This is a genomic window from Bhargavaea sp. CC-171006, assembly GCF_009761675.1.
Lineage (GTDB): Bacteria > Bacillota > Bacilli > Bacillales_A > Planococcaceae > Bhargavaea > Bhargavaea changchunensis.
The window spans coordinates 1-13,889 of record NZ_QUZH01000010.1 but is presented as its reverse complement, the minus strand read 5'-3'; the positions used below and the strand labels follow the sequence as shown (position 1 = coordinate 13,889).

At 54.8% G+C, this 13,889-nt stretch carries 16 protein-coding genes, 1 pseudogene and 1 riboswitch; of the genes and pseudogenes, 15 read left to right on the top strand and 2 right to left on the bottom strand.

Features of this window, described 5'->3' with window-relative positions:
* Nucleotides 1–16: 16 nt before the first annotated feature.
* A complete protein-coding gene (ssuE, locus tag DZC51_RS04470) occupies nucleotides 17–562 on the bottom strand; it encodes an NADPH-dependent FMN reductase (protein ID WP_157294177.1) in 546 nt (181 codons plus the stop codon).
* A gap of 168 nt (nucleotides 563–730) precedes the next feature.
* Nucleotides 731–841, bottom strand: a riboswitch (SAM riboswitch).
* Nucleotides 842–1,017: 176 nt separating this feature from the next.
* Complete coding sequence (locus DZC51_RS04465; protein WP_157294176.1) at nucleotides 1,018–1,629, bottom strand: rhomboid family intramembrane serine protease; 612 nt, start codon at nucleotides 1,627–1,629, stop codon at nucleotides 1,018–1,020.
* A gap of 68 nt (nucleotides 1,630–1,697) precedes the next feature.
* On the opposite strand from DZC51_RS04465, the gene acpS reads away from it, so the two are divergent.
* From acpS to DZC51_RS04390, 15 genes and pseudogenes are all read left to right on the top strand, one after another.
* Nucleotides 1,698–2,072, top strand: a complete 375-nt coding sequence (gene acpS / locus DZC51_RS04460; protein WP_157294175.1) for a holo-ACP synthase — start codon at nucleotides 1,698–1,700, stop codon at nucleotides 2,070–2,072.
* A 49-nt stretch (nucleotides 2,073–2,121) separates the two neighbouring features.
* The gene (locus tag DZC51_RS04455; protein WP_417281836.1) at nucleotides 2,122–3,276 is read left to right on the top strand and encodes a LolA family protein; all 1,155 of its coding nucleotides are present in this window, start codon (nucleotides 2,122–2,124) and stop codon (nucleotides 3,274–3,276) included.
* An 87-nt stretch (nucleotides 3,277–3,363) separates the two neighbouring features.
* Nucleotides 3,364–4,497 carry an alanine racemase gene (gene alr / locus DZC51_RS04450; RefSeq protein ID WP_157294174.1) on the top strand — a complete coding sequence of 378 codons (1,134 nt, stop codon included), beginning with the start codon at nucleotides 3,364–3,366 and terminating at the stop codon, nucleotides 4,495–4,497.
* Between the two features lie 140 nt (nucleotides 4,498–4,637).
* Nucleotides 4,638–4,924, top strand: a pseudogene (locus tag DZC51_RS04445) (transcriptional regulator).
* 4 nt (nucleotides 4,925–4,928) lie between these two features.
* A complete protein-coding gene (locus tag DZC51_RS04440) occupies nucleotides 4,929–5,279 on the top strand; it encodes a type II toxin-antitoxin system PemK/MazF family toxin (RefSeq protein WP_063181763.1) in 351 nt (116 codons plus the stop codon).
* 294 nt (nucleotides 5,280–5,573) lie between these two features.
* Nucleotides 5,574–6,404, top strand: coding sequence for an RsbT co-antagonist protein RsbRA (locus DZC51_RS04435; RefSeq protein ID WP_157294172.1), 831 nt, complete (start codon nucleotides 5,574–5,576; stop codon nucleotides 6,402–6,404).
* Nucleotides 6,401–6,763, top strand: coding sequence for an STAS domain-containing protein (locus DZC51_RS04430; protein WP_008301458.1), 363 nt, complete (start codon nucleotides 6,401–6,403; stop codon nucleotides 6,761–6,763). The genes DZC51_RS04435 and DZC51_RS04430 overlap by 4 nt, the downstream gene beginning before the upstream one ends.
* 2 nt (nucleotides 6,764–6,765) lie before the next feature.
* Nucleotides 6,766–7,167: an anti-sigma regulatory factor gene (locus DZC51_RS04425; protein WP_157294171.1), complete on the top strand. Its 402-nt coding sequence runs from the start codon at nucleotides 6,766–6,768 to the stop codon at nucleotides 7,165–7,167.
* 17 nt (nucleotides 7,168–7,184) lie between these two features.
* Nucleotides 7,185–8,186, top strand: a complete 1,002-nt coding sequence (locus tag DZC51_RS04420; protein ID WP_157294170.1) for a PP2C family protein-serine/threonine phosphatase — start codon at nucleotides 7,185–7,187, stop codon at nucleotides 8,184–8,186.
* A 104-nt stretch (nucleotides 8,187–8,290) separates the two neighbouring features.
* A complete protein-coding gene (locus DZC51_RS04415; RefSeq protein WP_157294169.1) occupies nucleotides 8,291–8,641 on the top strand; it encodes an STAS domain-containing protein in 351 nt (116 codons plus the stop codon).
* The gene (gene rsbW / locus DZC51_RS04410) at nucleotides 8,628–9,098 is read left to right on the top strand and encodes an anti-sigma B factor RsbW (RefSeq protein ID WP_157294168.1); all 471 of its coding nucleotides are present in this window, start codon (nucleotides 8,628–8,630) and stop codon (nucleotides 9,096–9,098) included. Before DZC51_RS04415 ends, rsbW begins: the two co-directional genes overlap by 14 nt.
* On the top strand, nucleotides 9,076–9,861 hold the full coding sequence (gene sigB, locus DZC51_RS04405; RefSeq protein ID WP_157294167.1) for an RNA polymerase sigma factor SigB: 786 nt from the start codon (nucleotides 9,076–9,078) through the stop codon (nucleotides 9,859–9,861). The genes rsbW and sigB overlap by 23 nt, the downstream gene beginning before the upstream one ends.
* On the top strand, nucleotides 9,858–10,457 hold the full coding sequence (locus tag DZC51_RS04400; RefSeq protein WP_157294166.1) for a PP2C family serine/threonine-protein phosphatase: 600 nt from the start codon (nucleotides 9,858–9,860) through the stop codon (nucleotides 10,455–10,457). Before sigB ends, DZC51_RS04400 begins: the two co-directional genes overlap by 4 nt.
* A gap of 254 nt (nucleotides 10,458–10,711) precedes the next feature.
* The gene (locus tag DZC51_RS04395) at nucleotides 10,712–13,204 is read left to right on the top strand and encodes a S1 RNA-binding domain-containing protein (RefSeq protein ID WP_157294165.1); all 2,493 of its coding nucleotides are present in this window, start codon (nucleotides 10,712–10,714) and stop codon (nucleotides 13,202–13,204) included.
* A complete protein-coding gene (locus tag DZC51_RS04390; RefSeq protein WP_157294164.1) occupies nucleotides 13,197–13,652 on the top strand; it encodes a SprT family protein in 456 nt (151 codons plus the stop codon). The genes DZC51_RS04395 and DZC51_RS04390 overlap by 8 nt, the downstream gene beginning before the upstream one ends.
* The last annotated feature ends 237 nt before the right edge of the window (nucleotides 13,653–13,889 follow it).

The window sequence follows — 13,889 nt, the reverse complement described above, 5'->3', positions numbered from 1 at the left end:
CTTTCATTCCTGCTGCTCAGGCATGGGTTTGGCTGTATTGCTTCCGGACAAGCTCCGCAAAGTAGGCGGTCTGCTTCTCAAGTCTTCCAAGACAGTCCCCATCAAGAACCGGAATGTCCAGTTGCTTGTCGATCACATCGTCGGTCAGGTAGATCCCCTTGAGGGCATGGCCCTTCAGCGTGGAGAGGAGCGGCTTCAGCGCGTAGTCCAGAGCGAGCAGGTGCCCCGGGCTGCCGCCTGTCATGAGCGGCAGTACGGGAGTCGCTTCCAGTACGTCCTGCGGCAGGAGGTCGATGAAGGCTTTCAGGACGCCGGAATACGATGCCTTGTAGACGGGGGAGCCGATGACGATCCCCTTCGCGTCCCGAATTCTGTTGGCGGCGTCCTTCACGGATGGATGGCTGAAGTCGGCTGAAAAAAGCACTTCAGCGGGGATATCGCGTACACTCAGATGGGAAACGGTAAAGTGTCTGTCTTCGAGCAGCCCGCCGATGTAGCCGAGCACACTTTCCGATCGGGAGGCGGCATTCGGGCTGCCTGAGATGATGACGATTTCTGACATATTGATCATCCTTTCTTTTACAAATCAGTCGATGAAACAGAGAGTGGGGAAGATGTTTCGCTGAAAAAGTTCCGGAAAGGATGAGGAATGGAAAAAGGCTCTTCTCCCATGGAAAGAATGAGAGAAGAGCCTGACCGCAGCGCATATGCGCCTAGATGCCTGACTGTTTTCTCATCTTCAGGACAGATCTGTCCTTCCGGAGTTAGCACCATACAAACCGCAGTTTGCTGGTTGCTGAGGCTTCGCAGGGCCAAGTCCCTCCACCTCTCTTGATAAGAAACAACATTATGAATTTTTCAGCTTGATGAACAGTATAGCAAAGCCGCCGGCAATGTCAATGGAAAGTTTCAGATTTTTCTGGGGAGGGATTGACACACGGGAGCGGGCTCGGCAACCGGAACGAGCAGGAAACGGCTGCAAGAAAAAAAGCCCCGCGGAAGCGGGACAAAGTCACTTCAGCGGCGCTTCTTGCGCCAGCTTGTGATATTCTTCGGGGAGAAGTAGCTGAGGCCGATGATAAAGCCGACGGCCAGGCCCGTCAGGTGGGCGGTGATGTTGATGTTCGGTGTCAGGAATGTCATGATCACGCTGATGACGATGATCGGCAGGATAATCTGGCGGATCTGCGGGAATGCGCCTTTTGTATGGTAAACAAACGCGCCGAATGCGCCGAATATCCCGTAGATGGCGCCGCTTGCACCCACGTAGGCGTAGGAGGCGTCATGCAGGAAATAGGATGCTACATTGCCGAACAGGCCGGCCAGGAAAAACAGGTTCAGGAACCGTACCTTGCCGGCGAGACGTTCAAGTTCGGGACCGAACAGGAATAGGGCGAACATGTTGAACAGGACATGCATGAAGCCTGCGTGCAGGAACATCGGTGTGATAAATCGCCACCAGTCACCGTCCGCTATCAGCCGGTTGATGCCCATGCCATAAAACATGATCAGGTCACCGATGCCCGGAAGGATGGTCAGGATGTAGATGATCACGTTGACCGCGATCAGCGCCGAGACGACCGGATAGAACCGGATGTACTCGGAGAAGCTTTCTCTTCTGATAAACATGGTTTCACCTCAATTTACATAAGAACAGTATACCGCGTTTGTCGCGGTCCAGAAAGCAGGGAATACGGATGATCACCGGAATCGGGCTGGATATCGTGGAGATGGAAAGGATCCGGCAGGCGGACAGCCGCAGCGACCGCTTCAGAAGAAGGATCCTGAACAAAGATGAATTGGAGAGATATGAACAGCTTGGCACTGCCAGGCGGACCGAATACCTTGCCGGCCGGTTTGCCGCCAAGGAGGCGTTCGCAAAAGCGCTCGGCACCGGAATCGGCGGCGCGTGTGCATTCGGCGACATCAGCGTGTTGCCGGACGAAAAAGGAAAACCGTTACTTTACTTCAGGGGAGAGCCGGCTGACGGATTTGTGTCGATCACCCATACGCGTGAATACGCCGCTGCCCAGGTCATTCTGACCGGATTCCCGGCAGCCCTGTCCGAATAAACCCGTTCCCTCTCTCATAGGATGTTCCACAGGAGCGAAATGAGAAAGGGTGAAGGAATTGCGGAGCCGGATATTCGCAGGAATGCTCATCGTGCTCGCTTTGATGCTTGCAGCATGCGGGTCACAGTCGAAGGAAGACGTCATGAAAAAGCTGAGCGGAAAATGGACGGATGCAAAAGGCTATGAGCTCACAGCCGTCATGGAGATCAAGACCGGCGATGAGCCAAGGCTGTACGACGTGGAAGTGTGGCATACGAAGCCGGACTACTACCGGGTCAATGTGGCCCAGCAGGGCTCCAAGGAGTCCCAGATGATCCTCCGCAACAAGGACGGGGTATTTGTCGTCACGCCTTCAATCGGCAAGACGTACAAGTTCCAGAGCGACTGGCCGGAGAAAAACAGCCAGGCTTATCTGATCGGTGCGCTTGCGGAAGACATCAGGGCGGACAAGGATGCGGTGATGAAGGAAGAAGACAAGGAATACATCTTTGAAACAGCTACACGGAACAATCATCGTAAAATGCTTCCTTATCAGCGGATCCACATCGACAAAAAGTCGCTCCTGCCAGTGAAAGTGTCGGTGCTGAATGAAAACAAAGAAGAACAGATGAAGATCACATTCGAGAAAATTTCCCTCGGCACGGAGCGCGGTGCCGGCGACTATGCGGTGGAAAAGCATTCGAAGGCACCGGAAGGCGCGGAAGGATCCGCGGATGACACCGATGCAGCGGATGAAGCAACGGAAGGCGAAGACCAGGAAGGCACCACAGATGATCAGGACGGCGTGTCTGATGAAGAAGGCAACGTCAACGATGAAGGCAAGGAAGAAGGAGATGAAGAAGCGGGTGCCGAATTGGATGGTGAGGAGTTCCGCACATCCTATCCGCTCTTGAAATGGGAAGGCGTCGACCTGCTGGAAGAAGAAGTTGTCGGCAACGGTGAAGATAAGCGGGTTTATCTGACATACGGCGGCGAGAAGGAATTCGTCATCGTCCAGCAGCATGCGAAGGCCCCTCAGGAAGCCCTAGTTCCCGTATTCGCGGAAGGGGATCCGGCGCACCTCGGCTTCACAATAGGCGCAATCACCGACAACTCGGTCAGCTGGGAACAGGGCGGCGTGTCTTACTTCCTCGCCTCGAACGCCCTGACACGGGAAGAGATGGTTGAAGTCGCGACGTCGATGATCGAAGTGGAACAGAAGTGACCTTGGAGTATTGACTGCATTCTCCCTCCGGGCGGATAATGAAACACATCAAGAGATATCCGGCAATTCGGAAGGGAGAACGGGGAAATGGAACAAATGCAATGGGGACGGCCGACAGTGGCGGCAATCGATCTGGAGGCGATCCGGGAAAACGTGCGCAACACGGCGCTCCTGACCGGTCCGGGCACCGGCGTGATCGCTGTTGTCAAGGCCGACGGCTACGGGCACGGTGCGGTCCGGGTCGCGGAGGCAGCGCTTGAAGCGGGGGCACTGATGCTCGCGGTCGCCACTCCGGAAGAAGCGGTGGAACTCAGGGAGGCGGGCCTGAAAGCGGACATTCTGCTTTTGGGCGCCTCCCCTGTTCCGTTCGCGCGTGCCGCGGCGGAAAAGGACATCATCATCACTGCGGACTCACCGGCCTGGATGGAGAAAGTCGCCGCCGACGCGCCTGATTTCGCCCGCCCTCTCCGGGTACACCTGAAGGTCGACACCGGAATGGGGCGTCTCGGCGTCCGAAGCGGGGAAGATCTTCTTAAGATGTACAGGAAAGCCAAGGCTGCGAAAATTATGGTTGACGGCGTCTTTACCCATTTCGCGACGGCAGACGAGCCGGACAATGAAGTCTGGAGAAAGCAGGCGTCAGGATTCCGGGAAGCCGTCGCGCTTCTCCCCGAACGGCCGCGCCTTGTGCACGCATCCAACAGCGCTGCAACATTCATGCATCCGGAGTGCAAGTTTGATGCAGTCCGCCTCGGCATCTCGATGTACGGCATCGCCCCGTCCGGTTTTGTCAGGGAACACCTGCCATTCCTGCTCAGTCCTGCCTTGGCACTCTCGACTGAACTCGTCCATGTGAAGCGTCTCGGCCGGGGGGACACCGTCAGCTACGGGGCAACCTACCGGGCTTCGGGAGATGAGTGGATCGGAACGCTCCCGATCGGCTATGCAGACGGGTTTCTGCGGGGCCTCGGCGGGCAGGATGTGTTGATCGGCGGGCGCCGCTGCCCGGTGGTCGGCCGAATCTGCATGGATCAGTGCATGGTCCGGCTTCCGCGTGAGATGGCACCGGGTGAGCCGGTTGTCCTCCTCGGAAAACAGGGTGGGGAAGAGATCCGGCCGGATGAATGGGCGGAGCGTCTCGGTACGATCCCCTACGAGGTGGTGGTCACCCTGTCAAAGAGGATTCCGAGAGTTTATTTGCAGGGACGCGGGGAATACTAACCCCAACACGGCCCGACAATATCCGACAGGTAATGCCGGTTATGGCCGGGATTTTGTCACATTCTTTCCGAACGTGTCTTTTCAACAGGTCTGTCCGATGGTATGATGGGATAGAAATTTGTTGAATGGCTGCGTCGGAGGTGTTTGCTGTGGCAGAGAAAGAGACAAAAAAAGTCGTGGTGAAGATCCCGAAGAGGATGCTTCAGTGTGACGGGGATTCCGTCGCTTACGACCGAGCGGAACAGGATGGGTATGTCTATCTGACGACGACCCGGAAGACACGGAGAGAACAACCAAATCTTATACGGGAAGCCATCGTCAAAGGCTACGTGGAGATGTCGCAGATCAATCTTTCGATCGCTTCCGAATGTTTGTACGCGGAATACGAAGCGGAGCACGCGTGGCGCAACTCGTAATCGGAGGATGAGATTTTGGCCATAAAACGCGGGGACATTTTCTTTGCAGATCTGTCGCCGGTGAAAGGTTCTGAACAGGGCGGGAAAAGACCCGTCCTGGTTATTCAGAACGATATCGGTAATCGGTTCAGCCCCACAGTAATTGTCGCAGCCATCACGGCCCAGATACAGAAAGCCAAACTGCCCACCCATGTGGAAATCGATGCGGCACGGTACGGATTGGACAAAAACTCCGTCGTCTTGCTTGAGCAAGTCCGGACTATTGACAAATCCCGCCTTTCTGACAAGATTACACATTTGGATGAAGAAATGATGCGGCAGGTGGAAGAGGCACTTGAAATCAGCCTCGGACTGGTAAAATTTTAGTATACATACACAAAAAACGCCGTCCGGCATTGCCGGACGGTTTTTTGTGCGTCGGCTCCGCTATAAAAAAATGTGCATCCCTTCATTTGGAATGCGATGCAGTGATATTTTTGTGGGATAATAAGGGCAGATGTGCGGTTCCGGTCTATACGCCGAGAGTGGTGATCCCAGATTCCTCACCTGATCCGCGACCCGGAATATTATATGGGTCTCCGTATCTTGCGAAAAAAGTGTGTTTCGCCAGTATTTTCGTTACAATGAAAGGAACAGTCCGTAAAAGGGGGCCACAGAGCCATGTATAGAAAAGTTCCTCAGTTTGTCGAGACTCACCTCGAAGAGATCATCGACAGCTGGAAAACACGCATGAAAGATGAGCATGGTGAAAAATTCTTCCACATCATGCCGGAAGAGGTCATCGAGCGGACAAGCCGGGACTTCGCGGACCTCATCGTTTCGAGCCTTACAGAAGACTCGAACCAATATGATGAAAAGCTCCATAACTTCTCGGAGCGCATCGTCCGTCTCGGCTGGTCGATTTCGCTTGTCATGAAGGCGATCGAGAACTTCTCGGATACGCTCTATGACCTGCTGCGAAAGGCTGAAATCCTTGATGACAGCAATGTAGCGGAGTACTTTGACATCCTGAACAACTGGATCAAGCCACTCCGTCAGGAAGTCGTCGAAATGTACTCCCACACCTGGGAACGTACGGTCAATCTCCAGAAGATTGCCCTGCAGGAGCTGTCGGCTTCCCTGATTCCTGTATTCGACAAGATTTCCGTCATGCCGCTTGTCGGCACAATCGATACTGAACGCGCCAAGCTCATCATGGAAAACCTTCTGGAGGGTGTCGTCCGCCAACGTGCGGAAGTGGTGCTGCTCGACATCACCAGTGTTCCCGTAGTGGATACGATGGTCGCCCACCACATTATCCAGGCGGCCGACGCGGTCCGCCTCGTCGGGGCACGCTGCATGCTGGTCGGCATCCGTCCGGAAATCGCACAGACGATTGTGGCGCTCGGTATCAGCCTGGAAGACTTTACGACGACCAGCACGCTGCAGAGGGGCATGCAGGAAGCGCTGGCGTTGACCAGCCGAAAAATCGTGGAGGTGGATGAACAGTGAACATGCGTATCCCGATCCTCAAGCTTAACGAAATCTTGATTGTCTCGCTTCAATGGGAATTGGACGACCAGACTGCGATCCAATTCCAGGAAGACCTGTTGAAAAAACTGCATGACACTTCGGCCAAAGGCGTTGTGATCGACCTGACTCCGATTGACTTCATCGATTCCTTCATCGCGAAGGTGCTCGGTGATGTCATCAGCATGTCGGGCCTTATGGGTGCCAAGGTGGTCATCACCGGCATCCAGCCGGCCGTCGCCATTACGCTCATCGAACTCGGAATCCGTCTGGAAAATGTCATGACGGCCCTTGACCTCGAAAACGGAATGGACAAACTGCAGCAAGAATTGGAGGCTTGACGATGGCGTACCGGTCTTCAGTTGACATTCATACGGAATGGGACATTGTTGCTGCAAGGCAGCTGGGCCGGAACGAAGCAAAGAAAGTCGGCTTCGGCACCGTTGACCAGGCCCGTATTACGACGGCGATCAGTGAACTCGCAAGAAACATTTATTTATATGCAGGAGCCGGAAAAATTGAAATCGAACGCCTGAACGACGACGGCATGTTCGGAATTGCCATTATCGCTTCCGACGAAGGTCCGGGTATTCCCGATGTCAGAAAAGTGATGGAAGACGGATATTCGACTTCCGGAGGGCTTGGCGCCGGAATGCCCGGGGTCAAGCGGCTGATGGACGATTTCCGGATTGATACCGAGCGCGGAAAAGGCACAACAATAACTGCAGTCAAATGGCTCCGCTGATTGGGGGATGAATGTAGATGCCTCAGCAGACTGAAAAAGAATATAAAGAAATATTGAGGCAATACCTTGAGGATCAATCTGAACAGAATTTATATATGGGAGAGGCGTTCAGCCGCAAACTGATCGAGCGGGACATTTCGCCCGAGGAGGTCATCAGCATACATAAGTCCGCACTCAAGGACGTGTTGCCGGGCCTTCCGTCGAAAGTCTGGCATTCTTTCGACTTCCTCATCGAAATGATGATCCGCTACGGACTTGCGCTGAAGGAACATCAGTCCCTCGTCAAGCGGCAAGAAGAGATGCAGCTTGAGATGGAAGTGGCCTCGAAGGTTCAGGAGACGCTTCTGAAAACGAAAATCCCTGCCGTCGAAGGCATGGACATCGGTTATGTGACCGTACCTTCACGTACGATGAGCGGGGACTATATCTATTTTGTCGGTAATGACATGGACGAAGCGGGCGTAGCTGTCGCAGATGTCATGGGCAAAGGGATTCCGGCTGCCTTATGCATGTCGATGGTCAAGTTCGGCATGGACAGTGTCCAGCATTCCTCCGAAGGACCATCCGGTGTGCTTTCGGTCATTAACCGGATCGTGGAAAAAAGCGTCAATGACTCGATGTTCGTGACGATGATGTATGGGCGCTTTGATGCAAAAAGCTCCACTTTTTCCTATGCATCCGCCGGGCATGAACCCGCACTCCATTACCGGGCTTCGGAAAACCGGTTTGTGGAACTGGATGCCAAAGGGCTCCTTCTCGGCGTATCTCCGGATGCCCGCTATGAGGAGGGAAGCGTGGTTCTTGAGCGCAATGATTTCGTCGCCATCATGACCGATGGGGTAACAGAAGCCCGTACACCCGATGGTTTTGTCGAAAAAGAAACCATCCTTGAGATCATCAGCAGTGTAAAGGACCGCTCTGCCCAGGAAATGGCGGAGCACGTTTTCGCGGAATTGGACCGCATGCAGGGTTTCCAGCTCCAGGATGATTTCTCCCTTGTAATCTTGAAAAAAGAGTAATGGATGTTTGGATTTCTTCAGAAGGGGTAAAACCTTGATGTTGTCTTCAAACGTAATTATGGATTTGGGATTATAGATTGAGAAATTAAAGAAGAGGTGTGGAAATGAATCTACAAGTTGATTTGCATGAAGAAAACAGTGTGCAGCATTTTAAAGTGGTCGGTGAGATTGATGCGTTCACGGCGCCTGTCCTGCGGGAGAAGCTTTCAGAGCTTCCGGTTCAGGAAGGCATGAAGGCCGAGATCGATCTTTCGGATGTAGAATATATGGACAGCACGGGTCTGGGTGTGTTCGTCGGCTATTTCAAACAGGTGAAGGAAAGCGGCGGCCATGTGAAAATCACAGGGCTTTCCCCACGGCTAAAGCGGCTGTTCGATATCACGGGTCTCGATGAGGTCATGGATATTGAAGAACATAAAGCAGATAAAGGTGGGTTCAATGATGCAACCGTATGACTATGTGGAGATCCGTGTGCCGGCCAAGGCCCAGTATGTGGGCGTGGCGCGACTCACGATCTCAGGCCTCGCAAGCCGGCTCGGCTTCACCTATGACGACATCGAGGACATGAAGATCGCGTCCAGCGAGGCGATCACGAACGCGGTGCAGCACGCATACAAGGATGACGAGGAAGGCGAAGTCGTCGTCGGCTGCGCCCTGTATGAAGACCGGATGGAGATCATGGTGGCCGACCATGGTCAGAGCTTCGATTTTGAGAAAACCAAAAAGAGTGTGGGACCTTACCATGATCATGAAGAGGGCATGTTCCTCCGGGAAGGGGGTCTCGGCCTCTACCTGATCGAAACGCTGATGGACGAGATTAAAATCCACCACGACGAAGGGGTCACCGTCTTCATGACCAAATATCTTGGCGGAGAGCAGGTGGAAAAGGATGTCGAAACAGTCTCCTCCTGATTCCAAGTCAAAAGAACAGGTGCTGGACTGGATCAGGGCTTTCCAGGAAAGTGGCGATGAGGCAGCCCAGACGAATCTGGTACTTCACTATGAACGTCTTGTCCAGTCCATCGCCCGAAAATACTCCAACGGTAAATCGTACCACGAAGATATCGTGCAAGTCGGCATGCTCGGGCTGCTCGGTGCTATCCGCCGCTACGATCCCGAATACGGACGCAGTTTCGAGGCGTTTGCAGTGCCGACCATCATCGGCGAGATCAAGCGGTTCCTCCGGGACAAGACTTGGGCGGTCCACGTGCCCCGCAGGATCAAGGAACTCGGCCCTAAAATCAAGTCTGCTGCGGAGACGCTGACAAATGAGCTGCAGCGCTCCCCGAAGGTGCAGGAGATCGCGGATTTCCTCGAGGTGGATGAGGACGATGTGCTGGAAGCGATGGAGATGGGACGAAGCTATCAGGCATTGTCCATGGACCACTCGCTGGAGGCGGATTCCGACGGCAGTACCGTCACACTGTTCGATATTATCGGGGATACGGATGACGGCTATGAGATGACGGATCAGCGTCTGATCGTGGCAGAAGCGCTCAATGTCCTGTCTGAGCGCGAAAAGCAGATCATCCAGTTTACATATATCGAACAGATGAGCCAGAAGGAGGCGGGGGAACGCCTCGGGATTTCTCAGATGCATGTTTCCAGGCTTCAGAGGAAGGCGATCAAAAAGCTTCAGGAGGCCATTGCGGCGGCAGGTGGTGGGGCTTCTTGAAGACAGTGAAGGACGACTGTGTAGAGGCGTACATCTATCAGGAAGCCAAGCCGGGAAATCATGAATCGGGTGATGTGTACTATACCTTCACCAATGAGGACTACTTTCTTTGCGCGATTGCCGACGGACTTGGAAACGGTCCGATCGCCAGGGAATCGGCTGAAATCGTGCCGGAGATCCTGGAACGCCACCATGATGAATCCATCGACCAGCTGCTCAGCCGGTGCAACATGCACATGCATCAGAAGCGGGGAGCTGCGGTTGCGATCATCAAGGCGTATTTCAAGACGTCGACAATCGAGTACAGCTGTGTGGGAAACGTGAGATTTTATCTGTACCGGCGTTCGGATGACAAAATGATCTACCCGCTCCCGGTGATGGGCTACCTGTCCGGTCGCCCGCAGAAACTCCGCACACAGGGCTTTGACTACGGACCGGGAGACCTGTTTCTTCTGCACTCAGACGGCGTGGACATCCGGAGCCCGAAGGCATTCATGCAGAACAGCGCCGGTCCGTATGATCTGTATAAGAAAGTGCATGAAACACTCAAACATGGCGATGATGCCACTTATATCACAGGAAGCCTGCTCCGCTGAATCCGCGGAGCGGGTTTTTGTTTTAGGTCTGCTTGGGTTTGCGATGGTTTTTTCAAATTCGAAGCTGTATTCTTCAAATTCAGAGCCGTAATCTTCACATTCGGAACAGCCTGCTTCACTTTCGGGACAAGACGGGGATTGAAGCTGTGCGATTCTCTCAAGTGAAGTGAATACTGTCATGGGCAACCTGCAGTATGCAGGGCCTTTTATGATAAAGTGGACGGGTAGAGGCAATGAACGAAAGGGTGAGAGTGATGCAGGAAAAAGAATTGATCCAGAAAGCGGCGATGCGCGCAGGCGTGCGGCCAGCGCAGGCCCAGGCGGTGATCGGACTGCTGGATGAGGGCAAGACCGTGCCGTTTATCGCCCGCTACCGGAAAGAGGCGACGGGCGAGTTAGATGAAGTGCAGATCAAGGCGGTCGAAGATGCCCATCGCTATCTCTCGCAACTGGAGGAGCGGAAAGAGGAAGTCATCCGCATCATTTCGGAACAGGGGAAACTGGACAGCGACCTTGAAAAAGCGATCCGCGGGGCCGACGTGCTTCAGCGGGTCGAGGATCTGTACCGCCCCTATCAGAAAAAGCGGAAGACCCGGGCGACTGCGGCGAAAGAGCGCGGCCTGGAGCCGCTTGCCGACCTGCTCCTCTCAGATACGAAAGAGCGTCCTGAAGATCTGGCCGGGAGATTTGCCGACGCTGATAACGATGTGCCCGATGCAGAAGCGGCACTTGCAGGAGCGAGGGACATCATTGCGGAACGGATCTCCGATGATGCCTCGGTCCGTGACAAGATCCGCAGTGCCATCCGGCGTGGCGGACTGATCATCACCTCGCGGAAAAAAGATGCCGAGGATCCGAAGGGCGTCTTCGAAATGTACTATGAATATGAAGAGCCGGTCAGGCAAATCAAGCCGCACCGTGTGCTTGCAGTGAACCGGGGGGAGAAGACAGGTGTGCTTAAGGTCTCTGTCTCGGTCCCGGAAGAGCGTCTGATTGAAGAAATCCGGCGCCCCTATGTGCGCCGCCCGGGTTCACCTGTGGCAGCGCAAGTGGAAGAAGCGGCAGCAGACGCTTTCAAGCGGCTGCTCCTGCCGTCGATCGAACGGGAAATCCGCGGTGAACTGACAGAGAAGGCGGAAGAGCAGGCGATCAGGATTTTTTCCGAGAACCTGAAACGACTCTTGCTTCAGCCGCCGATGAGGGGCAAGACCGTCCTCGGTGTGGACCCTGCTTACCGGACCGGCTGCAAGCTGGCTGTTGTGAGCGATACAGGACGTATGCTCGAGCTCGGCGTCATTTATCCGCATACGTCATCGGATACGGAAGGCGCGAAAAAGAAAGTGCTCGAGCTGCTCCGCAAGTATCCGGTTTCCATTATTGCGATTGGAAATGGAACGGCATCCCGCGAAACTGAGCAGTTCATCGCAGACTGCCTGAAGGAGACGGACGGAGGCGCATCATATGTCATCGTCAACGAAGCGGGGGCGAGTGTTTATTCCGCATCCGAAGAAGCGCGCCGTGAATTCCCGGACCTTCAGGTCGAGCAGCGGAGCGCCGTGTCGATTGCGCGCCGACTCCAGGATCCTTTGTCCGAGCTGGTGAAGATCGAGCCGAAATCAGTCGGCGTCGGCCAGTATCAGCATGATGTCTCGCAGAAGAATCTCGGGGAGCAGTTGGACTTTGTCGTGGAGACCGCGGTAAACCGGGTCGGCGTCGATGTGAACACGGCCTCGGCATCGCTTCTTCAGCACGTGTCGGGCCTGTCCCGTACCGTTGCGGACAATATCGTTGGGGCCCGCGATGAACTCGGACGATTCAGTTCCCGGGCACAATTGAAAAAAGTGCCCCGCCTCGGTGCCAAGACGTACGAGCAGGCAATCGGCTTCCTGCGCGTCCCAGGGGCGAAAAACCCGCTGGATGCCACCGGTGTCCACCCGGAAAGCTACGGACTTGCGGAAGAGATCCTGAAGGCGGCCGGACTTGATAAAAAGGACATCGGAACGGAGCATGCGGCGGCATCGCTTGCCCAGCTGGATGCAAAAGAAGTGGCAACAGCTGCAGGAGCGGGTGAAGTCACCGTCCGGGACATCATTGAGACACTGAGCCGCCCGAACCGGGATCCACGTGACGAGTTTCCGCAGCCTCTCCTGAGGAAAGAAGTGCTGACGCTCAAGGACCTGAAGCGCGGGATGGAGATGGAGGGGACCGTCCGCAACGTCGTGGACTTTGGTGCGTTTATCGATATCGGCGTCGGAGAAGACGGCCTGCTCCATGTAACCAAGATGAGCACCGGGCGTGTCCGGCATCCGCTGGACATTCTCGCTCCCGGGGACGTCGTCACGGTCATCATTGATGATATCGACCAGGAAAAAGGGCGGATTTCCCTCACCATGCTCACTCCCGAGGAGGAAGAAGAAAAGAAAAAGCGGTCAGAAGAGCGGAGACGCCAGCCGAAGGAACGGAAGCGCAATGTAAAAAAACTCACCGAACTGGAGCCGGGTACTCAAGTGAAGGGACACGTGCGCCGGCTGCAGCCCTATGGGGCGTTTGTAGACGTCGGGGCAGAGAAAGACGGGCTTGTCCATATTTCCAAAATGGCACCCGTGCGCGTGAATGACCCAAGTGAAATCGTGCAGCCGGGAGACACTGTGGCGGTATGGATCGAATCGGTCGACCCGGCCGCCTCGAAGATTTCGCTGACGATGATCGACCCGGACAAGAAGGGAAGCGGAAGCCGGCGTGGATGAGCGGGAACTCCAGCTTTTGACCGAATCGATTTCCCGGGAATCATTCGGGCGCCCGTTCCGCCACACCGTGTACTTTAATCCGAGGCTCCGGACCACGGGCGGCAGGTACCGGCTCCACGACCATGACATCGAAATCAATCCGGAAGCTTACAGGAAATACGGACTGGATGAGCTGACCGGCATCATCAAGCATGAGCTGTGCCATTATCACCTTCATATAGAAGGAAAGGGATACCGGCACCGCGACAGGGATTTCCGGGAGCTGCTCAGGCAGACCGGCGCGCCAAGGCACTGTTCCGTCATCAGGGAGCCGGCCCGGAGGAAAGCGAAGTACCTATACCGCTGCAAGGATTGTGGCCAAACCTACACGCGGAAGATCCGGATGGACACGAGCCGCTACCGTTGCGGAAAATGTCGCGGGCACATTCAAAAAGTCGAAGAGAGTTGAAGGGAAAGCCCTTGCCGGACGGCGAAAAACCGTTGTGCGGCAAGGGTTTTGATGTTTTTATAAAAAAGTTGGCGAAAAGTGTTGACGTATTTTCGTATGCCCCCTATAATAGGACAAGTCGACAAGAGATCACACGAAAGCCTGAGCGGCTGAGCGACCTCGAGACATTGAATATGGCCCCTTGGTCAAGCGGTTAAGACACCGCCCTTTCACGGCGGTAACACGGGTTCGAATCCC